Source organism: Chimaeribacter arupi, from assembly GCF_002858805.1.
Taxonomy (GTDB): Bacteria; Pseudomonadota; Gammaproteobacteria; order Enterobacterales; family Enterobacteriaceae; genus Chimaeribacter; species Chimaeribacter arupi.
Genome location: NZ_PJZI01000003.1, coordinates 68571 through 89665 on the forward strand (window position 1 = coordinate 68571; position 21095 = coordinate 89665).

The following is a 21095-nucleotide window of genomic DNA, read 5'->3' on the forward strand; positions in this document are numbered from 1 at the left end:
ACCGGCTTATCACCTGTATAAGCCGGTTTTTTTACTTCAAAGGTTATTATCATGTTGCAAAACCTTGCCCTGACCGGCCGCCTGTGTGGTGCGCTGCTCTATCATCCGCCAGGCGCACCCGAATTTGAGACAGTGAAGCCGCTTTTTATGTCAGCAGCGTGGGTCAGGGCCTGGCCTTATGGCACCGATGACGAACTCTCTTTGCTTGCTGAACGGTTTGCCCAGCACGCCCATGAGCCGCTAAATGATGCCTACCAGCGCCTGTTTATTGGGCCTGATGCGCTTGCAGCGCCCCCGTGGGGGTCGGTTTATCTTGATCGGGACGGCGTGGTATTTGGTGACTCTACTCTGGCACTGCGCCACTGGCTGGCCGCCCGGGGCATTACGTCCTATCATCCGCCGCAGGAACCGGAAGATCATATCGGCTTATTGTTGTTGATGGCCGCCTGGCTGGCGGAGGAGCGCCCGGCAGATGTGGATGCGTTTCTTGCCGGACACCTGTTACCCTGGGCACCGCGTTATATCACGCTGTTGGAACCTGCCGCCGGACATCCTTTTTATCAGGCCGCCGCATCCTTGACCCGCCTCACGCTCGCCGGCTGGCACAAGGCACGGGAAATCGAGGTGCTCGCAAAAACACTGTATCGCTGATGAGTGCTGACAATACACCAAAGGCGACACTCTCCCGCCGGATCAGCCGTCGCGGCTTATTGCGGAGCCTGCGTAATGCAGCCCGGCCCACTCAGCCTGCGACAGCAAGTCGGGTGGCTGTCAGGCCGCCCCAGGCCGTGCCGGAAACGGTGTTTCTGGCACGCTGTAATGGGTGCGGGGCGTGCGCGGCCGCGTGCCCGGTAGGCATAATCTGCCTGATTCAGGGAAAGGCAGAATTGGTTGTCGATACTGCGGCATGTGATGGTTGCCTGGGGTGTACGCAGCATTGTCGTGCCGGCGCACTTTCCGCTGACGTCAGAATGGCCATTAATCTGCGCCCGGTTATCACTGCCGGGTGTTTAAGCCCTCTGGCTGTCATATGCCGGGTATGTGCAAATGCCTGTTCTGTGTCGGCAATATTTTTTAATCAAGAAAAAGTGCCATCGATTATTGCTGCACAATGTTGGGGATGCGGCGCCTGTAAACTTGCTTGTTATCATGGGCATATTGAATTAATTCCCGTTGCGCGCGGCATTCACCCTGCAAGCATTGATAAATGATTTCAATCAACGAGTAACACTTTGTGCTGCCGAGGTTTTTTACCGCATTGACTTTTTAACGGCGGGTGGCATGATGCGCGCACTCTTCGCCTCCTGATTATCATCCACACTATGTCTGCCTACTCTCGCCCGGTGCTGTTATTGCTCTGTGGGCTTTTATTGCTGACCGTTTCTGTTGCGGTTTTGAACACATTGGTGCCGTTATGGCTGACCCACGAAGCATTGCCGACCTGGCAAATCGGGCTTGTCAGCTCTGCTTATTTTTGCGGTAACCTTGTCGGGACATTGATTGCCGGCGCGGTGATTAAACGCTATGGCTTTAATCGCAGCTACTATTTTTCCTGCCTGGTGTTCGCCCTGGCGACGGCCGGAATGGCCTATTCCATCAACTTCTGGGCCTGGCTGGGCTGCCGCTACATTGCTGGGATAGGGTGTGCGCTGATTTGGGTGGTGGTGGAGAGTGCATTGCTGCGCAGCGGCACGGTGCAGAACCGCGGCCAATTACTGGCGGCGTATATGATGACCTATTACCTGGCGACCGTAAGCGGGCAACTCCTGTTAGGTGTGATGCCTACCGGGCTGCTGAATGTGCTGCCCTGGGTGACGGCGCTGGTGCTTTTCGCCATGCTGCCGCTGTTCTTTGCCGCTTTCGGCTATCAGGATGTTACCCAGCCCCATACGTCGGTATGGCCGATGCTGAAACGCCGTGATGCCCGGTTAGGCATTAACGGCTGCATTATTTCCGGGATTGTGTTGGGCTCCCTGTATGGGCTGATGCCGCTGTACCTGTCCCATCAGGGAATGAGCGACGGCAATGTCGGCTACTGGATGGCGTTACTGGTCAGTGCCGGGATTATCGGGCAGTGGCCGGTAGGGCGGCTGGCCGATCGTTACGGACGTTTGCTGGTGCTGCGCATTCAGGTGTTTGTGATCGTGCTGGGCAGTGTGGCGATGTTAAGCGGCTATGCGATGGCACCTACGCTGTTCATTCTTGGCTGTGCAGGTTTCACTTTATACCCGGTTGCGATGGCCTGGGCATGTGAACGTGTCCCGGCGCATGAGCTGGTGGCAATGAATCAGGCGTTGTTAATGAGTTATACCATTGGCAGCCTGACCGGCCCCACCATGACCGCGATATTAATGCAGCATTATTCGGATCAATTGCTGTTTGTCATGATTGCGGCGGTGGCATTGGTTTATATGGTGATGCTTTTCAAGAAAGCCGGCGCTTCCTCAACGCCAATTGCAACGGCCTGACAGAGCGGCGCGGAGAATTATCTCCGCGCCTTATTTTTAAGACAGACCTTTTTAATACATTACCTTGTGGCCATAGCCTTCAAGGATATGTTTAACCCGATCCATGATTTCTTTGCTGGGTGGTTTCACGCCATCAAGCTTGTACTCTTCACCCATGGCCACCCATTTGTGCTTGCCCAGTTCGTGATAGGGCAGCAATTCAATTTTCTCAATGTTAGTCATGTCTTTGGTAAATTCACCCAGCATATGCGCTGAGTTATCATCATCTGACCATCCTGGCACCACAACATAGCGGATCCAGGTACGCTGATTGCGTTTAGCCAGATAACGGGCAAAATCCAGCGTGCGGTGGTTAGACACCCCGACCAGATTCTGGTGGATACTGTCATTGAGTTGTTTGAGGTCGAGCATGACCAAATCCGTTACATCCAGCAGTTCGTCGATCACCGGATCATAACGGCGCACAAAACCATTGGTATCAAGGCAGGTATTGATGCCCTCTTTATGGCAGGCGCGGAACCAGTCACGCACGAACTCCGCCTGCAAAATGGCTTCGCCGCCGGAGGCCGTCACGCCGCCCCCTGAGGCATTCATAAAGTGCCGGTAAGTCACTGCCTCGTTGACCAGTTCCTCTACCGTGACTTCTTTACCGCCGTGGGTGTCCCAGGTGTCGCGGTTGTGGCAATAGAGGCAACGCATCAGACAACCCTGGAAAAAGACGATAAACCGGATGCCTGGGCCATCAACAGTGCCACAGGATTCAAAAGAGTGGATACGACCTTTTACTGACATTGCGGGCTCTCCAATAGTGACTGTTCATCAGCAGTCTTATTTAAATAAACGGCGGGAAGTACAGCGATGTACCTGGCATGGTATGAATGCCGGCCCGGCGTTGAATAACGGTTTTGCCTGCCACCTTCAGTATAGATGCCCGGCAAAACCGACACTCAGCGTGGAAAGTGAATGCGCAGAGAGGAGTGAGGGGTGAAAGGCCCCTGAGCAGGGGCCTTGATATCACCGGGACAATTACAGCGACTTAGTAAAGGTACGGGTAATCACGTCTTGTTGCTGTTCTTTGGTCAGCGAGTTAAAGCGTACCGCGTAACCTGAAACACGAATCGTCAATTGCGGATATTTTTCCGGATGCTCCATGGCGTCCAGTAACATTTCGCGGTTCATGACGTTAACGTTCAGGTGCTGGCCACCCTCAATCGACGCTTCATGGTGGAAATAACCGTCCATCAACCCGGCCAGGTTAGCTTTACGCACATCATCATCTTTACCCAAGGCATTCGGGACGATAGAGAAGGTATAAGAGATACCATCTTTCGCGTAGGCAAACGGCAGTTTGGCAACAGATGTCAGCGAGGCAACGGCACCTTTCTGATCGCGGCCATGCATCGGGTTGGCACCTGGGCCAAACGGCGCACCGGCGCGGCGGCCATCCGGGGTGTTACCGGTTTTCTTACCGTACACCACGTTGGAGGTGATCGTCAGCACGGATTGCGTCGGTACCGCGTGACGGTAAGTGCGCAGCTTCTGAATTTTCTTCATGAAGCGCTCAACCAGGTCACAGGCGATGTCATCCACGCGGGCATCGTTGTTACCAAATTGCGGATATTCACCTTCGATTTTGAAGTCCACGGCCAGGCCATCTTCATCACGAATAGTAGAGACTTTGGCATATTTAATGGCAGACAGGGAGTCAGCCGCAACGGACAACCCAGCGATGCCGCAAGCCATGGTACGGTAAACGTCACGGTCATGCAGGGCCATCAAGGCCGCTTCATAACTGTATTTATCGTGCATGTAATGGATGATGTTCAGGGCAGTTACATACTGTTTTGCCAGCCAATCCATAAAGTGATCCATCCGATCCATCACTTTATCGTAGTCCAGCACTTCATCCATCATCGGCGCTTCTTTCGGGCCGACCTGCATTTTCATTTTTTCATCCATGCCGCCATTGATGGCATAAAGCATGGTTTTCGCCAGGTTGGCGCGGGCACCGAAGAACTGCATCTGTTTGCCGACAATCATCGGGCTGACGCAACAGGCGATGGCATAGTCATCATTATTGAAGTCCGGACGCATCAGGTCATCGTTCTCATACTGAACGGATGAGGTGTCGATAGAGACTTTAGCGGCGAATTTCTTGAAGTTCAGCGGCAGTTTTTCAGACCACAGAATGGTCATGTTCGGCTCTGGGGACGGCCCCATGGTGTAGAGGGTGTTCAGGAAGCGGAAGCTGTTTTTGGTGACCAGCGTACGGCCATCCACGCCCATCCCTGCCAGGGATTCTGTGGCCCAGATCGGGTCGCCGGAGAAGAGTTCATCATATTCCGGCGTACGCAGGAAGCGCACCATACGCAGTTTCATAACCAGATGGTCGATCAGTTCCTGTGCCTGCTGCTCAGTGAGTTTGCCGGCTTTGATATCACGCTCAATGTAGATATCCAGGAAGGTAGAGACACGGCCAAAGGACATCGCCGCGCCATTCTGGGATTTTACTGCTGCCAGATAACCGAAGTAAGTCCACTGTACGGCTTCCTGAGCGGTTTTGGCCGGGCCGGAAATGTCATAACCATATTTGGCAGCCATCTCTTTGATCTGACCCAGTGCGCGGTGCTGTTCAGCAATCTCTTCGCGCAGCTGAATGGTCATTTCCAGATCTTCACCGTTTTCCAGTTTTTCCTGCAGGGATTTGAACTGAGCAAATTTGTCTGCCATCAGGAAATCGATGCCGTACAACGCAACGCGGCGATAGTCACCGATAATACGGCCACGGCCGTAGGCATCCGGCAGGCCGGTCAGCACGCCGGATTTGCGGCAGCGCAGAATGTCCGGGGTATAGACGTCAAACACACCCTGGTTGTGGGTTTTACGGTAGTCTGTGAACACTTTTTTCAGTTGCGGATCGAGTTCACGGCCGTAAACCTTGCAGGAACCTTCCACCATTTTGATGCCGCCAAACGGAATCAGCGCACGTTTTAGTGGGGCTTCTGTCTGCAGACCAACAATTTTCTCCAGGTCTTTATTGATGTAGCCGGCATCGTGGGACGTAATGGTCGAAGCAATATGGGTATCAAAATCTACCGGCGCATGGGTGCGGTTTTCAATTTTGACCCCTTCCATGACATCGGCCCACAGGGCAGTGGTGGCATCCGTTGCGCCCGCCAGGAAAGACTCGTCACCTTCATACGGGGTGTAGTTTTTCTGGATGAAGTCACGGACATTGACCTCATGTTGCCAGTCACCGTTGCGGAAGCTTTCCCATGCGGTTGCCAATTTTTGATTAAGCTCGGACATTATGCACCTACCTTAAGATGTGAATTTCTTTGTAAACCCGGTGTAGTGATGCTGAACAGCTAGTGATGGGCATCACCACGCAAATAAATCGCCCAGTACGTCAACCCGACCAGAATGCCGCCGCCGATGATATTGCCGAGGGTCACCGGGATCAGGTTGTCGACAATAAAATGGCTGACGGTCAGATGTGAGAATTGATCAGGTGTTGCCCCCACCGCTTGCCAGAACTCGGGTGTAGCAAACTCTTTGATGACAATGCCGAGGGGAATTAAAAACATGTTGGCAATGCTGTGCTCAAAACCGCTGGCGACAAACATGCCGACCGGTAATAACATCGCGAACATTTTGTCCATCAGGCTGCGGCCGGAATAACTCATCCACACCGCCAGACACACCATCAGGTTGGCCAGGGTGCCGAGGCAGACGGCTTCAATAAACGTGTGGTGCATTTTATGGTCGGCAGTCTGAAGCACATTCAGCCCCCACAGACCATTTGCAACTTTATGTTCGCCCGCATACCAGATAAGGGCCACAAAGAAGAGCGCCCCCACCAGGTTACCCAGGTAAACGTTAATCCAGTTACGGGCTAACTGACCCCAGGTAATCCGTTTGCTGGCTTTCGCGACCACGATAAGCACCGTGGAGGTGAACAGGTCAGCGCCACCGACCACCACCAGCATCAGCCCTAATGAGAAGCAGAGCCCGCCAACCAGCTTGGCAAACCCATAGGGTACGGCGGCAGTGCCGGTTGTGGCGGTAATATAAAAAACGAAGGCAATAGAAATAAACACGCCGGCAGTAATCGCTAAATAAAACGTTGTCAGCGGGTGTTTTGTTGCTTTATATACGCCTGCATCTTCGGCCACTTTTGCTGCGGCGGGCGGAAGAAGAAGATCGAAAGGATTCTCAGCTTTCACACTAACTCTCTCTGATGGTTAAGACAGTGCAAAGAGATACTAACAAAGCAGTATAGTAGAAAAGTTGATTTAGATCATAATACGTGGGGAGATCGCACCTGCGTTGTATATTATATAAGCAATTTTTAATTTATCTATTTGATAGATAAGAAGAAAAAAAATTTTAATATTTATATTAATTTTTGATGATGGTTTGAGGTGATGCCCAATAAAGTTGATATTTATGTGCTATTGTTTAATTCATAAAATAATGTGCAGTATATTTTTATCATTTTATTTACTTTGGGTTAACTTAAATAACATTCCTACGGCTTTTGTCTTGATAAATCGTGAAGAAAACGGTAAGCCTCAAAAGAAAACATTCAGAAAAAACAGCTCCGGTAAAAATATTCATTACCGGAGCTGAAGAATCAGCCGGGATCAGAAGAGCAGGTTAATGGGATATGCCCATCGCCTCCTCAGTCTTACGCCCAATAACGACGTTTAGCCTGCTGCAATTTTTCATAAGCAGCCAGCAAGGATTGGTGGGCCGGCAGGGCTTTCAGTTCGTCATCAATGGCAAACAAGCCGTGGAAGCGGCTTTCGCCGCTCAAGGCCGCAGAGGCCTGATCCACAGCGTCCTGGCCGTACATCTTCACAAATGCCGCATAATATTGCGCCGGTTCACGCTCCGGTTCCTGCGCCAGCAGCAGCAGGGTTTGCAGGCAGCGGTAGTAGTTGCTGCGCTCAGGGGTAAAGACGGAAGCATTGAACTCCTGCGTCCACTCCGCCCAAATCAGTGCCTGATCCAGATCACCGCCGGCCAGGGCCAGCATGGATTTCAGTTCACCAACGCGCAACGTATACCAGCCGTTATCTTTACCGGTCGCCAGGCCCAGCAGTTCACGTACCCGGGTGAAATCATCCAGGCCTTCATCATCCAGCTCCTGGATCAGCGCCAGGTACTCTTCCTGAGACCAGTCACTGGCCGGCAACGCCAGCAATTTATCCCGCAGGTGAGCGCCCATGCTGTTGTTTGCCAGCAGCAGGTCTTCAGCCGGATAGATATCGGACATGCCCGGCACCAGAATACGGCAGGCGTACACCCCCAGATGCTCATAGTCAGCGATATACACCTCTGCGTCTTCCTGCTGGAAAATGGCCATGAGGGTGGCGAATTCTTCTTCTGTCGTGCCGCTGAAATCCCAGTCAGCGAAGGCGTAATCGGCATCCTGTTTAAACATATCCCAGGAGATCAGACCGCTGGAGTCGATAAAGTGGGTTTCGAGGTTGGCATGTTCTGCCACTTCTTCGTCATCAAACGTCGGCGGGGTAAAGACATCGAGATCCTTCAGGCTACGGCCCTGCAACAACTCAGTGACGGTGCGCTCAAGGGCGACACCAAAGTCCGGGTGCGCGCCGAAGGAGGCAAAGCAGGTGCCGTTAGCCGGGTTGAACAGCACCACGCAAATGACCGGGTACTGGCCGCCCAGTGAGGCGTCATAAGAGAGAATCGGGAAACCTTCCTCTTCCAGTTTGGCAATGGCTTCCACCACGCCCGGATAGCGCGCCAGGACTTCCTGCGGGATTTCCGGCAGGCTGATGGATTCCGCAATAATCCGGTTTTTGACATAACGCTCAAAGACTTCAGACAGCCCCTGGACGCGTGCTTCATTGGCGGTGTTACCTGCAGACATGCCGTTGGAGACATACAGGTTGCCGATGATGTTCATCGGAATATACACGGTATTGAGATCGGACTGGCGGGTAAACGGCAGGGTACAGATGCCGCGCGCTGCATTACCCGATTGGAGATCAATCAGATCGCCGGCGGTCAGTGCCTGATCCGGATCATAAAACGCGTGCAGGCGCTCATCCAGAATGCCCTGGGGCAGGCTGTTGTCTTCCGGCAGCGGGAACCATTTTTCATTCGGATAATGCACGAAATCGCCTTCGGCAATCTCTTTGCCCAGATAGAAATCGGCGAAGAAATAGTTGGTCGACAGGCGTTCAAAGTATTCACCCAATGCAGACGCCAGTGCAGCTTTCTTACTGGCCCCTTTGCCGTTGGTAAAGCACAGCGGACAATCGCGGTCGCGGATATGCACTGACCAGACATGGGGAACCGGGTTAAGCCAGGAAGCTTCTTCAATATGGAAGCCCAGATCGGTGAGTTTTTGCTGGAAGCGGGCGATGGAGTCTTCAAGCGCTGCATCTTTGCCGGGAATAAAGGTTTGGGTCATGGGGTTCACTTTTTATCGTACTGAAAACCGCCATAATACGGACTTTTATTCCTAAGCTCCATGAGTTGATGAGGCGGCCGTCGCCGGGAGAAACTGATTATTCTTATGGATTGATAATAGGGATTTTTTATCATAGCGCAGGCTGAGCACCCCGGTGCCTGTTGTTGCCTGCCCGGCAGCGGTGCGGCACGCCTCTCAGCCCTGCACACTTACCATTGCTCTGAAAGGGAAGACATCATGAAAGCATTTGATATTCAACGGATGCTGCTGGACGACGCGCCGGTGGAGTTTTTGGCTGAAGTGGCCGCCCGCAGTTTATTTACCTTTGTACTGGTGTTTATCTTTCTTAAGGTCAGTGGCCGGCGCGGCGTCAGGCAAATGTCGCTGTTTGAAGTGTTGATCATTCTGACGCTGGGGTCGGCCGCCGGGGACGTGGCTTTCTATGATGATGTGCCTTTATTGCCGGTGTTCGCCGTTTTCATTTCCATCATGATTTTTTACCGGCTGGCGACCTGGCTGATGTCCCGTCACCGGATGTTCCAGAATTGGCTGGAAGGCAAGCCAGTGGTGATCGTACGGGATGGCCAGTTTGAATGGCACACTATGAAGAAACGCAATATCACCCACGATGAATTCTTTATGGAATTCCGGCTGGCCGGCGTTGAGCACCTGGGGCAGGTCAGGCTGGCGATCCTGGAAGTCAACGGCGGGATCAGCGTCTTCTTTTTCGAGCCTGAGCATGTCAGGCCCGGCCTGCCGGTAATGCCTGCAGATTACGTCACGTTCCTTCAGAAAGTCCCGGAAGATGATGAGTATGCCTGCCACCATTGCAGCCTGATTCACGCCCTGAAAAAGGGGGAAACCTGCCGCTGCCCGCAATGCGGAAGCGATAAATGGGTCACGGCCCTGACGCACCGCCGCATTGTGTAAACTCAGAACATCCTGCCAAATTATCGTCCTGATAAGGAAGAAGATAAAGGCACAACCGGGGAAGAGTGGGACAGTATAAGCACAGGATCTTGCTGTTGTTTCCCGAAGGCGCTTTCCCGTTGCAGAATAACCGTTGCAGGGCACGGGTTCGAGTGATAAAACCGATAACAGGTTGGTCATACATAACAGTTATCTTAGCGAGTGGTGAAGGGAAATGACTCAGGTTTTCAATTTCAGTGCGGGTCCGGCCATGCTGCCGGTAGAAGTGTTGCGTCGTGCCGAACAAGAACTCTGCAACTGGCATGGGTTAGGCACGTCTGTCATGGAAATCAGCCATCGCAGCAAAGAATTTATCCAGGTGGCAGAAGAATCGGAACGTGACCTGCGCGACCTGCTGAAGATCCCGGCCAACTATAAAGTGCTGTTTTGTCACGGCGGGGCGCGGGCACAATTTGCCGCCGTACCGCTGAACCTGCTGGGTGAGAAAACCACCGCTGATTATGTCGATGGCGGTTACTGGGCCCACAGCGCCATCCAGGAAGTGCAAAAATATTGTACGCCGCATGTGATTAATGCGGCGACCACGCAGGATGGCCGCCGCGCCGTCACGCCAATGAACCAATGGGATCTGCATGATGATGCGGCCTATGTGCATTACTGCCCAAATGAAACCATTGATGGCGTCGCCATTCATGATATGCCGGACTTCGGTGACAAAGTGGTGGTGGCTGACTACTCCTCGTCCATTCTTTCCCGCCCGATTGATGTCAGCCGTTTTGGCGTTATCTATGCCGGTGCGCAAAAAAATATCGGCCCTGCCGGTCTGACCCTGGTGATTGTACGGGACGATCTGCTGGGCAAGGCAAAACAGGCCCTGCCGTCGATTCTGGATTACACCGTGCTGTCTGAAAATGACTCCATGTTTAACACGCCGCCTACTTTTGCCTGGTATCTGTCCGGCATGGTCTTTAAATGGCTGAAAGAGCAGGGCGGGCTGCTTGAGATGGAAAAACGCAATAAAGCCAAGGCGGAATTGCTGTATGGTGTGATTGATCAGAGCGATTTTTATCGTAATGAGGTGGCTGAAGCCAACCGCTCCTGGATGAACATTCCCTTCCAACTGGCTGATGCAGCGCTGGACAAGGTATTCCTTGATGAGTCTGTTAAAGCCGGGTTACATGCCTTGAAAGGCCACCGGGTGGTGGGGGGAATGCGGGCGTCTATCTATAACGCCATGCCGATTGAGGGCGTCAGGGCTCTGACCGATTTTATGGCAGAATTTGAGCGCCGCCACGGCTGACCCCACGCCGGTGGGGTAGCGCTGGCTGAGAAAAAGATTGTTAACCTGATGATTTTCCAGGAACCCCGGCCTAAAACCGGGGTTCTTTTATGATTGACTTTAGAGAGTGTGTTTTACATGCAGGACTCGTTAACCCTACAACCTATCGCCAAAATCAGTGGCACCATTAACCTTCCCGGTTCAAAGAGCGTCTCTAACCGGGCGCTGCTGCTGGCTGCGCTGGCAAAGGGCACCACAAAGCTCACCAACCTGCTCGACAGTGATGATGTGCGGCATATGCTGAATGCCCTGGAGAAACTGGGTGTGACGTTCCGTCTGTCCGATGATCGGACCTGCTGTGAAGTAGAAGGTAATGCCGGGCCGTTACACAGTGCGGATGGCCTGGAACTGTTTCTGGGCAATGCCGGCACCGCCATGCGGCCGCTGGCAGCGGCGCTCTGCCTCTCGTCAGGCGACATTACCCTGACCGGGGAGCCGCGGATGAAAGAGCGCCCGATTGGGCACCTGGTCGAGGCCCTGCGGCAGGGCGGCGCAAAGGTTGACTACCTTGAGCAGGAAAACTATCCGCCGCTGCGTTTGCATGGCGGGTTTACCGGGGGAGAGGTGTCGGTGGACGGCTCGGTCTCCAGCCAGTTTTTGACGGCGCTGCTGATGACAGCACCGCTGGCCCCGCAGGACACCGTCATCCATATCAAGGGGGAGCTGGTGTCCAAACCCTATATTGATATTACCCTGAATATGATGGCGAGCTTTGGTATCCGGGTCGATCACGACAATTATCAGGTCTTCCACATTACCGGCAACCAGACGTATCAGGCACCGGGCGACTATCTGGTTGAAGGGGATGCGTCTTCCGCCTCCTATTTCCTGGCGGCGGCGGCCATCAAAGGCGGCACCGTGCGGGTGACCGGCATCGGGCGCAACAGTATGCAGGGTGACATTCACTTTGCTGATGTGCTTGAAAAGATGGGCGCCCGGATCACCTGGGGGGATGCTTATATTGAGTGCACCCGCGGAACGTTACAGGGCATCGACATGGACATGAATGCCATCCCTGACGCAGCAATGACCATTGCAACCACGGCACTGTTTGCCCAGGGCACAACCACAATCCGCAATATTTATAACTGGCGCGTAAAAGAGACTGACCGCCTGGCCGCGATGGCAACAGAATTGCGCAAAGTCGGCGCAGAAGTGGAGGAGGGGCACGATTATATCCGCGTCACCCCGCCTGCCAGACTACAGAAAGCAGAGATCGGCACCTATGACGATCACCGCATGGCAATGTGTTTCTCCCTGGTGGCGTTGTCGGACACGCCAGTCACCATTCTGGATCCGAAATGCACAGCCAAAACCTTCCCGGACTATTTTGACCGGCTGGCCTCGCTGAGCCAGCCGGCATAGCGCTGACCAAAACGGGCAAATAATGCCCGTTTTTTTTATCCCGGCCATATTTTGACTATCTTCTAGACTCTCTGAATGTTTGTGGGGTTAATTTTACTCATGGTGTTGCGCAAAGGTAACAGTTCTGCGCAAGGCAGCGTATAATGCTGCACCTGAAAATAGCCTACTGGATAATAAAGCGGGTTTCCCCAATCTAAAGGAGTGAGATATGACGGTCACAGCCCCGGTTATTACCGTTGACGGCCCGAGTGGTGCCGGTAAGGGCACACTGTGTAAGGCGCTGGCAGAGTCACTCGGTTGGCACCTGCTGGATTCCGGCGCTATCTATCGTGTGCTGGCGCTGGCTGCGCTGCACCATCAGGTAGATATTCAGTCTGAAGAGGCGTTGGTGCCTCTGGCGGCGCATCTTGATGTCCGGTTTATCTCGCGCAACGGGCAGATCGAGGTGATTCTGGAAGGTGAAGATGTCAGCCACGAGATCCGCACTGAAACAGTAGGGAATACTGCGTCACAGGCTGCAGCTTTCCCGCGGGTACGCGAGGCGTTGTTGCGCCGTCAGCGTGCATTCCGTGACCTGCCGGGCCTGATTGCCGACGGCCGTGATATGGGCACAGTGGTTTTCCCTGATGCGCCTGTAAAAATATTTTTGGATGCCAGCGCAGAAGAACGTGCACACAGACGTATGCTACAGTTGCAGGAAAAGGGCTTTAGTGTTAACTTTGAACGTCTTTTAGCCGAGATAAAAGAACGCGATGATCGCGATCGTAATCGGGCTATTGCGCCGCTGGTGCCTGCTTCTGATGCCCTGTTGCTTGATTCAACAAGCATGTCCATTAATGAAGTGATTGAAAAGGCCCTGTCACACGCACGGGATATCCTGGCGCTGACGCAAAAATAACAGACCCCGGTCTGACGAATTTTTTACCTTGCTGCCAGGTACGGCGGCAGGGCATGTGAAACAACCCCATCCGGCGGGATGCTAGATGGACGTTAAATTGAAGAATCCTGAAGATTATCAATATGACAGAATCTTTTGCTCAACTATTTGAAGAATCCTTAAAAACCATCGAAACCCGCCCGGGTTCCATCGTTCGTGGTGTTGTTGTTGCCATTGACAAAGATATCGTTCTGGTTGATGCCGGTCTGAAATCTGAGTCTGCTATTCCGGCAGAACAGTTCAAGAACGCCCAGGGTGAACTGGAAATCCAGGTGGGTGACGAAGTTGACGTTGCTCTGGATGCAGTTGAAGACGGCTTCGGTGAAACCCTGCTGTCCCGTGAGAAAGCTAAACGTCATGAAGCTTGGATCACGCTGGAAAAAGCTTACGAAGACGCTGAAACTGTTACCGGTGTTATCAACGGCAAAGTTAAAGGTGGCTTCACTGTTGAGCTGAACGGCATCCGTGCGTTCCTGCCAGGTTCCCTGGTTGACGTGCGTCCGGTACGCGACACCCTGCACCTTGAAGGCAAAGAACTTGAGTTCAAAGTCATCAAGCTGGACCAGAAACGCAACAACGTTGTTGTTTCCCGTCGTGCCGTGATCGAATCCGAGAACAGCGCTGAGCGCGATCAACTGTTGGAAAACCTGCAGGAAGGCATGGAAGTTAAAGGTATCGTTAAGAACCTCACTGACTACGGTGCATTCGTTGATCTGGGTGGCGTTGACGGCCTGCTGCATATCACTGATATGGCATGGAAACGCGTTAAGCATCCGAGTGAAATCGTGAACGTTGGCGACGAAATCACTGTTAAAGTGCTGAAGTTCGACCGCGAGCGTACCCGTGTTTCTCTGGGTCTGAAGCAACTGGGCGAAGATCCGTGGGTTGCTATCGCTAAACGTTACCCGGAAGGCACCAAGCTGACCGGTCGTGTTACCAACCTGACTGATTACGGCTGCTTCGTAGAAATCGAAGAAGGCGTTGAAGGTCTGGTACACGTTTCCGAAATGGATTGGACCAACAAAAACATCCACCCGTCCAAAGTTGTTAACGTTGGCGACGTTGTGGAAGTTATGGTTCTGGACATCGACGAAGAACGTCGTCGTATCTCTCTGGGCCTGAAGCAGTGCAAATCCAACCCGTGGCAGCAGTTCGCTGAGACCCACAACAAGGGCGACCGCGTTGAAGGTAAAATCAAGTCTATCACTGACTTCGGTATCTTCATCGGCCTGGACGGCGGCATCGACGGCCTGGTTCACCTGTCTGACATCTCCTGGAACGTTGCAGGCGAAGAAGCAGTACGTGAATACAAGAAAGGCGACGAAATCGCTGCTGTTGTTCTGCAAGTTGACGCAGAGCGCGAGCGTATCTCCCTGGGCGTGAAGCAGTTGGCTGAAGACCCGTTCAATAACTACCTGTCTATGAACAAGAAAGGTACTATTGTTACCGGTAAAGTCACTGCAGTTGACGCTAAAGGTGCTACAGTTGAATTAGCAGGCGGCGTAGAAGGCTACCTGCGTGCATCTGAAGCTTCTCGCGACCGCGTTGAAGATGCAACCCTGGTTCTGAATGTTGGCGACGACGTTGAAGCTAAATTCACCGGTGTTGACCGTAAGAACCGCGTTGTAAGCCTGTCCGTTCGTGCTAAGGACGAAGCTGACGAGAAAGATGCCATCGCTTCTGTGAACAACAAACCAGAAGAAGGTAACTTCTCTAACGCTATGGCTGAAGCTTTCAAAGCGGCTAAAGGCGAGTAATGACGGGGGGCGGCCCTGCCGCCCCGAAACGGTAGTTTAGCTGCAAAGCTTGGAGGAACTATGACCAAGTCTGAACTCATTGAAAGACTTGCTGGCCAGCAATCTCATATTCCGGCGAAAGCCGTTGAAGATGCGGTGAAAGAAATGCTTGAACATATGGCCGGTACGCTGGCTGAAGGTGAACGCATTGAAATTCGCGGATTCGGCAGTTTTTCACTTCACTACCGTGCTCCGCGCGTTGGGCGTAACCCAAAAACCGGCGATAAAGTTGAGTTGGACGGCAAATATGTTCCTCACTTTAAACCGGGTAAAGAGCTACGCGATCGCGCGAACATTTATGCCTGATATAGCAAGGCATAGTGTTATTGCCTTAGAGATGATAAAACGGTGCCTGACGGCACCGTTTTTTTATGGGTAAAACAGCCGGATTGGGAGACGGATTCCACTCTGTCTGCTCTTTTCTGCAACACTGCACTTTCTTTCGCACCTGCCTCGTAATCCTTTTTTCTCTGTTTACCGCCGCTTTTCACTCCGCTGCACACTGCTTACCTGAACAATTTTTTACGGGCGGGCGTCGCGATTAAACTCTCTCTATCTCATCTTGCCTCAGCATGGGTCATTGGCACCTTGCCATTGATGTGCTTGCCGGAATTGCCGTCATCCTGGGCTGGTGCATTGCTGCTGATCATGGCGGGCGTTTTTACCGGGTGACGGCAACCGCATGGCTGGCGATAGTACTGCTGGCAATGGCATGGGCGCTGATACATGCCCTCGCTGCCTTAACGCAGATAGAAACGCTTTCCCGGCGTCATGTGGATATTGAAGGCGTAGTAACAGCCATTACCCTGCCTGATCAGCAAAATGACCGGACAACCATCAGGATACAAAAGGCTGAAGGGAAATGGCTATTCCCGCCGATGACGGTCACCGCATTCTGGCCTCAGGCAGAAACTGCACGATGCGCCGGGCAGCGTTGGCAATTAAACATGGCATTACGGCCGGTACACAGTCAGTTGAATGAGGGTGGGTTTGACAGTCAACGCTGGGCAATCGCTAATCACCGGCCTTTAGAGGGAAAAGTCCTTAATGCGATACCGGTGGTGACCGAATGCAGCTATCGCCAGCAATTTATCAGCTATATCCAGCGCCATATGCCGAAGACCCGGCATCATGCCATTTTGTTGGCGCTGGCTTTCGGGGAAAGCCGTTTCCTTGATACAGAAACCCGGCGATTGCTGCAACAAACCGGTGTGGCGCATTTAATGGCCATCTCTGGGTTACACATTGCTGTCGCCGCCCTGTTTGGCTGGTGGCTGGCGCGGGCAATACAATTTTTTCTGCCGGTAAAATGGATAGGCTATAGTTTCCCACTAATACTGAGCGGCCTGGTTGCGCTGCTGTATGTTGGGTTATCGGGGGCGAACCCACCCGCCGTAAGAAGCGGGCTTGCGCTGGGGGTATGGCTGGCCCTGCGGCTATTTTCTGTCAGGTGCAGCAGCTGGCAGGTTGGGCTATGGTGTATGGCTCTGATGCTGCTGTTTGACCCGTTGCTGGTGCTTTCTGACAGTTTCTGGCTCTCATGTTTTGCGGTGAGCGCACTCCTATTCTGGTATCACTGGTGCCCGTTACCGCACCGCTATGCAACCGGCTGGCGCGGCGTAGGGGTGCGCTGGTTCCATCTGCAATTCAGCATGTTCATCTTACTGATCCCCCTTCAGGCCGGCATCTTTGGCGGGTTTAACGCCGCATCACTGGCAGCAAACCTATGGGCGGTGCCCTGGGTGTCCTGCCTGGTTGTCCCTTTGGTGTTGCTGTCATTATCGGTTTCATTCTGGCTCTGGCCGGCCGGGCACCTCTGGACTCTGGCAGACCTCCTGCTGGGTTGGGCGCTGATGCCTTTATCTTCTCTGCAAACTGGCTGGTTTTTTCTGGACAGGCGAGCTCTGTTCTGGAGTGGTGCAGGGTGGTTAGCCGTCATCGCCTGGCGTCTGGGAAGCGTGCGGAATCATATGGCGATAGGCCTGGCGACGCTCTTATTAATCGCGGTCTATATGATGGAACGGCCAGCTGAAACATGGCGGCTGGATATGATTGATGTCGGACATGGCCTGGCGGTGTTGATTGAAAAACAGGGGAAGGGGGTACTTTTTGATACCGGCAACCGTTGGGAAGGGGGAGACAGTGCACAACGAACAATTCTGCCATTCTTACGCTGGCGCAATGTTGAGCTGGAAGAGATCATCATCAGCCATAGCCATTTAGATCATCAAGGTGGGCTGGCGACCTTACAGGCGGCTTTTCCGCAGGCCAGAATCCGCTCTTCCCAGCAGGGACTGCCCAGTTTGCCCTGTCGGCAAGGCGAAACCTGGCAGTGGCGGGGGTTAATGTTTCACGCCCTGTGGCCCAAAACGCTGGCCGGGCAGGCGGGTAATAATCAGTCCTGTGTGGTGGCCGTCAACGATGGGTACCATCAGATCCTGTTGACCGGCGATATCGAACGGGAGGCGGAACAGGCCCTGCTCAGAGAGCAGCGGCCATCGCTGGCGTCTGTTTTGCTTCAGGTACCTCATCACGGCAGTAACACCTCCTCCATTGCACCGTTTTTGCGGGCGGTTAATCCTGACGCTGCGATTGTTTCTGCTTCCCGGTTCAATGCCTGGCGCCTGCCCGCTAAAAAGGTCAGGCTGCGCTATCAGAAAAACCGTATCGGATGGTGGGAGACAGCCCGGACAGGGCAGATAAGCGTACTTTTTTCACACGATCGCTGGCAAATAAAGGGCTTCCGTGAACAAATTCTGCCCCGATGGTATCACCAGCGGTTTGGCGTACAGGGGGATAATGAGTAGAATGAGCCGCTATTACTTACGAAGCTGGTTAATTGCATGATGAATGATAAAGATCTCTCCACCTGGCAGACCTTTCGTCGCCTCTGGCCGATGATCACACCGTTTAAAACAGGCCTGATTGCGGCGGCCATTGCACTGATTCTTAATGCTGCCAGTGATACGTTTATGCTGTCGTTGCTGAAACCCTTATTGGATGACGGCTTCGGCAAAGCGGATAACTCAATCTTACTGTGGATGCCGCTGGCAGTGATTGGATTAATGTTAGTCCGGGGTATCACCAGCTTTGTTTCAAGCTATTGTATCTCATGGGTTTCCGGTAAAGTGGTAATGCAGATGCGTCGCCGCCTTTTCAGCCACATGATGGGCATGCCGGTCTCCTTTTTTGACCAGCAATCCACCGGTACCCTGCTGTCACGCATTACTTATGACTCAGAACAGGTCGCTTCCTCCTCATCGAGTGCACTGATTACTGTTGTGCGTGAAGGCGCGTCGATTATCGGTCTGTTTATCATGATGTTCTATTACAGCTGGCAGCTGTCGCTCATCCTGATTGTGATTGCGCCGGTTGTCTCTGTGGCTATCCGCCTGGTCTCCAAGCGTTTCCGCAATATCAGTAAAAATATGCAGAATACGATGGGGCAGGTGACGACCAGCGCAGAGCAGATGCTGAAAGGCCACAAAGAGGTGCTGATCTTCGGCGGCCAGCAGGTTGAAACAGAGCGTTTTAATCAGGTCAGTAACCGTATGCGTCAGCAGGGCATGAAAATGGTCTCTGCCTCTTCCATCTCTGACCCGATTATTCAGCTGATTGCCTCACTGGCGTTGGCATTTGTCCTCTATGCAGCGAGCTTCCCGAGTGTGATGGAGACCCTGACGGCCGGTACTATTACCGTGGTCTTCTCTTCCATGATCGCCCTGATGCGCCCGCTTAAATCCCTGACTAACGTGAATGCTCAGTTCCAGCGCGGTATGGCCGCTTGCCAGACTTTGTTCTCCATTCTGGACATGGATCAGGAGAAGGACGAAGGTACCCGTGAAGTCACCCGTGCTGTGGGAGAGATTGAATTCCGCCATGTGACGTTCAGTTATCCAGGCAAAGACACGCCGGCACTGCGTGATATCAACCTGCACATTCCGGCCGGTAAAACAGTTGCCCTGGTCGGGCGTTCAGGTTCCGGTAAATCGACCATCGCCAACTTGCTGACCCGTTTCTATGATATCCAGCAGGGCGAAATTCTGATGGATGGTCATGATCTGCGTGAATATACCCTGTCTTCACTGCGTCGGCAGGTCGCGCTGGTGTCGCAAAACGTACACCTGTTTAACGACACCATTGCCAATAACATTGCCTATGCCAGCCAGAACCTGTACTCGCGTGAGCAGATTGAGAAAGCGGCGAACATGGCCTATGCGATGGATTTCATCAGCAAAATGGACAATGGCCTGGATACCGTTATCGGGGAGAACGGGGTGCTGCTGTCGGGTGGGCAACGCCAGCGTATTGCCATTGCCCGCGCATTGCTGCGTGATTCACCGGTACTGATCCTGGATGAGGCGACCTCGGCACTGGACACCGAGTCTGAGCGGGCAATTCAGAAAGCCCTGGATGAATTGCAGAAGAACCGCACATCGCTGGTGATTGCCCACCGCCTTTCTACCATTGAGAGCGCAGATGAGATCCTGGTGGTGGAAGAGGGGCGTATCGTTGAACGCGGCAATCACCCGACGCTGTTGGCACAGGGTGGGGCGTATGCGCAACTCTACCGGATGCAGTTTGGCCAATGATAGAAAAGATCTGGGCCGGTCGGTCACCGCTGTATCTGCTGTTATTACCGCTGTCCTGGCTTTACGGAGCCGTGTCCTCACTGATTCGCCTGAGTTACCAGTGGGGCTGGCGTAAAAGCTGGCGGGCGCCGGTGCCGGTGGTGGTGGTGGGAAACCTCACCGCCGGAGGCAATGGTAAAACGCCGGTGGTGATCTGGCTGGTGGAGCAACTCCAGCAGCGTGGCCTGCGGGTAGGGGTGGTTTCCCGCGGGTATGGCGGCAAAGCGGAACAGTACCCGCTGCGGGTAACGCCTGAAACCTCTACCCGGCAAGCCGGGGATGAACCGGTGCTGATTTTCCAGCGCACCGGTGCGCCGGTTGCGGTGGCACCGGTACGCCGTGATGCGGTTCAGGCGCTGCTTTCTGAACCGGTGGATATTATTGTCACGGATGATGGCCTGCAGCATTACGCCCTGCAACGTGACGCGGAGATTGTGGTGGTGGACGGTGTGCGCCGTTTCGGAAATGGCTGGTGGTTGCCGGCCGGGCCGATGCGTGAGCGTGCCGGCCGCCTTAAGCACGTGGATGCCGTCATCACTAACGGCGGCCAGCCTGCGTCCGGTGAAATTGCCATGACGTTACAGGCCGGGCACGCCGTCAATCTGCTTACCGGGGAGCATCGTTCGCCGGAGCAGTTAAAGAGCGTGGTTGCTGTGGCCGGCATCGGCCATCCGCCGCGCTTTTTCGCCACGCTGGAGGCGTTGGGCGTCCGGCCGCATCACTGTGTGGCGTTTGCTGACCACCAGAACTACCAGCCTGAGCAACTGGCTGCCCTGACTACCGGCGATGAGCTTTTATTGATGACGGAGAAAGACGCAGTCAAATGCCGGGCGTTTGCGCAGGAAAACTGGTGGTACCTGCCGGTGAATGCCGATATTCCTGCCGCGCAGGCAGAAAAATTATTAACACTGTTGTCAGGATTAGCCGCAACCTCATCCGGTAAAAAATAGCGTTATTATTTATCGAGCAATAATAGCCACTTAAGCGCATAAAGACATAACTTTACAGAAATACCCGATTGTTAGTGTGGAAAAACTTGCTATCAATCGGGCTTTATGAGTAAATAGCCGCCTGCCTGTGATGCAGACCTATTTATGAGTATGTGTGACCTACTACAGAGTTAAGCTAAAGTTCAGCAGTTCCTCCCAAAACGTTGTCATCCGATTCCGCTTTCAAAGATG

At 53.4% G+C, this 21095-nt stretch carries 16 protein-coding genes and 1 pseudogene; 13 read left to right on the forward strand and 4 right to left on the reverse strand.

Features of this window, described 5'->3' with window-relative positions; all coding sequences use genetic code 11:
• Positions 1–51: 51 nt before the first annotated feature.
• The 4 genes and pseudogenes from dmsD to CYR52_RS02875 all read left to right on the forward strand — a co-directional run bounded on the left by dmsD (position 52) and on the right by CYR52_RS02875 (position 2468).
• The gene (gene dmsD, locus CYR52_RS02865; protein ID WP_101827917.1) at positions 52–651 is read left to right on the forward strand and encodes a Tat proofreading chaperone DmsD; all 600 of its coding nucleotides are present in this window, start codon (positions 52–54) and stop codon (positions 649–651) included.
• Positions 651–863 (forward strand): annotated as a pseudogene (locus CYR52_RS22855) (4Fe-4S binding protein); the annotation flags it as partial. The gene dmsD and the pseudogene CYR52_RS22855, both read left to right, overlap by 1 nt.
• A gap of 108 nt (positions 864–971) precedes the next feature.
• On the forward strand, positions 972–1211 hold the full coding sequence (locus tag CYR52_RS22860; protein ID WP_241522381.1) for a 4Fe-4S dicluster domain-containing protein: 240 nt from the start codon (positions 972–974) through the stop codon (positions 1209–1211).
• A gap of 111 nt (positions 1212–1322) precedes the next feature.
• A complete protein-coding gene (locus CYR52_RS02875; RefSeq protein WP_101827919.1) occupies positions 1323–2468 on the forward strand; it encodes an MFS transporter in 1146 nt (381 codons plus the stop codon).
• Between the two features lie 51 nt (positions 2469–2519).
• Here CYR52_RS02875 and pflA read toward each other — a convergent pair whose 3' ends face one another.
• From pflA to ycaO, 4 genes are all read right to left on the reverse strand, one after another.
• Positions 2520–3260 (reverse strand): pyruvate formate lyase 1-activating protein, encoded by a 741-nt coding sequence (gene pflA, locus CYR52_RS02880; RefSeq protein WP_072925820.1) that lies wholly within the window; start codon positions 3258–3260, stop codon positions 2520–2522.
• Positions 3261–3494: 234 nt separating this feature from the next.
• On the reverse strand, positions 3495–5777 hold the full coding sequence (gene pflB / locus CYR52_RS02885; protein WP_072925817.1) for a formate C-acetyltransferase: 2283 nt from the start codon (positions 5775–5777) through the stop codon (positions 3495–3497).
• A 59-nt stretch (positions 5778–5836) separates the two neighbouring features.
• Positions 5837–6694, reverse strand: a complete 858-nt coding sequence (gene focA / locus CYR52_RS02890; RefSeq protein ID WP_072925814.1) for a formate transporter FocA — start codon at positions 6692–6694, stop codon at positions 5837–5839.
• Positions 6695–7158: 464 nt separating this feature from the next.
• Positions 7159–8916 (reverse strand): 30S ribosomal protein S12 methylthiotransferase accessory factor YcaO, encoded by a 1758-nt coding sequence (gene ycaO / locus CYR52_RS02895; RefSeq protein WP_101827920.1) that lies wholly within the window; start codon positions 8914–8916, stop codon positions 7159–7161.
• A 237-nt stretch (positions 8917–9153) separates the two neighbouring features.
• Here ycaO and CYR52_RS02900 point away from each other — a divergent pair, with 237 nt between their 5' ends.
• From CYR52_RS02900 to lpxK, 9 genes are all read left to right on the forward strand, one after another.
• Positions 9154–9846 carry a DUF421 domain-containing protein gene (locus CYR52_RS02900; RefSeq protein ID WP_072925809.1) on the forward strand — a complete coding sequence of 231 codons (693 nt, stop codon included), beginning with the start codon at positions 9154–9156 and terminating at the stop codon, positions 9844–9846.
• A 214-nt stretch (positions 9847–10060) separates the two neighbouring features.
• Positions 10061–11146, forward strand: a complete 1086-nt coding sequence (gene serC, locus CYR52_RS02905; RefSeq protein ID WP_072925806.1) for a 3-phosphoserine/phosphohydroxythreonine transaminase — start codon at positions 10061–10063, stop codon at positions 11144–11146.
• A 117-nt stretch (positions 11147–11263) separates the two neighbouring features.
• Entirely contained in the window at positions 11264–12550 is a 1287-nt protein-coding gene (gene aroA, locus CYR52_RS02910) for a 3-phosphoshikimate 1-carboxyvinyltransferase (RefSeq protein WP_101827960.1), read from the forward strand.
• A gap of 208 nt (positions 12551–12758) precedes the next feature.
• Complete coding sequence (cmk, locus tag CYR52_RS02915; RefSeq protein ID WP_072925803.1) at positions 12759–13448, forward strand: (d)CMP kinase; 690 nt, start codon at positions 12759–12761, stop codon at positions 13446–13448.
• Between the two features lie 122 nt (positions 13449–13570).
• Entirely contained in the window at positions 13571–15244 is a 1674-nt protein-coding gene (gene rpsA / locus CYR52_RS02920; RefSeq protein WP_072925799.1) for a 30S ribosomal protein S1, read from the forward strand.
• Positions 15245–15304: 60 nt separating this feature from the next.
• Positions 15305–15589 carry an integration host factor subunit beta gene (gene ihfB, locus CYR52_RS02925; protein WP_072925795.1) on the forward strand — a complete coding sequence of 95 codons (285 nt, stop codon included), beginning with the start codon at positions 15305–15307 and terminating at the stop codon, positions 15587–15589.
• Positions 15590–15855: 266 nt separating this feature from the next.
• A complete protein-coding gene (locus CYR52_RS02930; RefSeq protein WP_101827921.1) occupies positions 15856–18090 on the forward strand; it encodes a DNA internalization-related competence protein ComEC/Rec2 in 2235 nt (744 codons plus the stop codon).
• A gap of 36 nt (positions 18091–18126) precedes the next feature.
• Positions 18127–19875 carry a lipid A ABC transporter ATP-binding protein/permease MsbA gene (gene msbA / locus CYR52_RS02935; RefSeq protein ID WP_072925788.1) on the forward strand — a complete coding sequence of 583 codons (1749 nt, stop codon included), beginning with the start codon at positions 18127–18129 and terminating at the stop codon, positions 19873–19875.
• Positions 19872–20864 (forward strand): tetraacyldisaccharide 4'-kinase, encoded by a 993-nt coding sequence (lpxK, locus tag CYR52_RS02940; protein WP_072925786.1) that lies wholly within the window; start codon positions 19872–19874, stop codon positions 20862–20864. The genes msbA and lpxK overlap by 4 nt, the downstream gene beginning before the upstream one ends.
• Positions 20865–21095 lie beyond the last annotated feature (231 nt).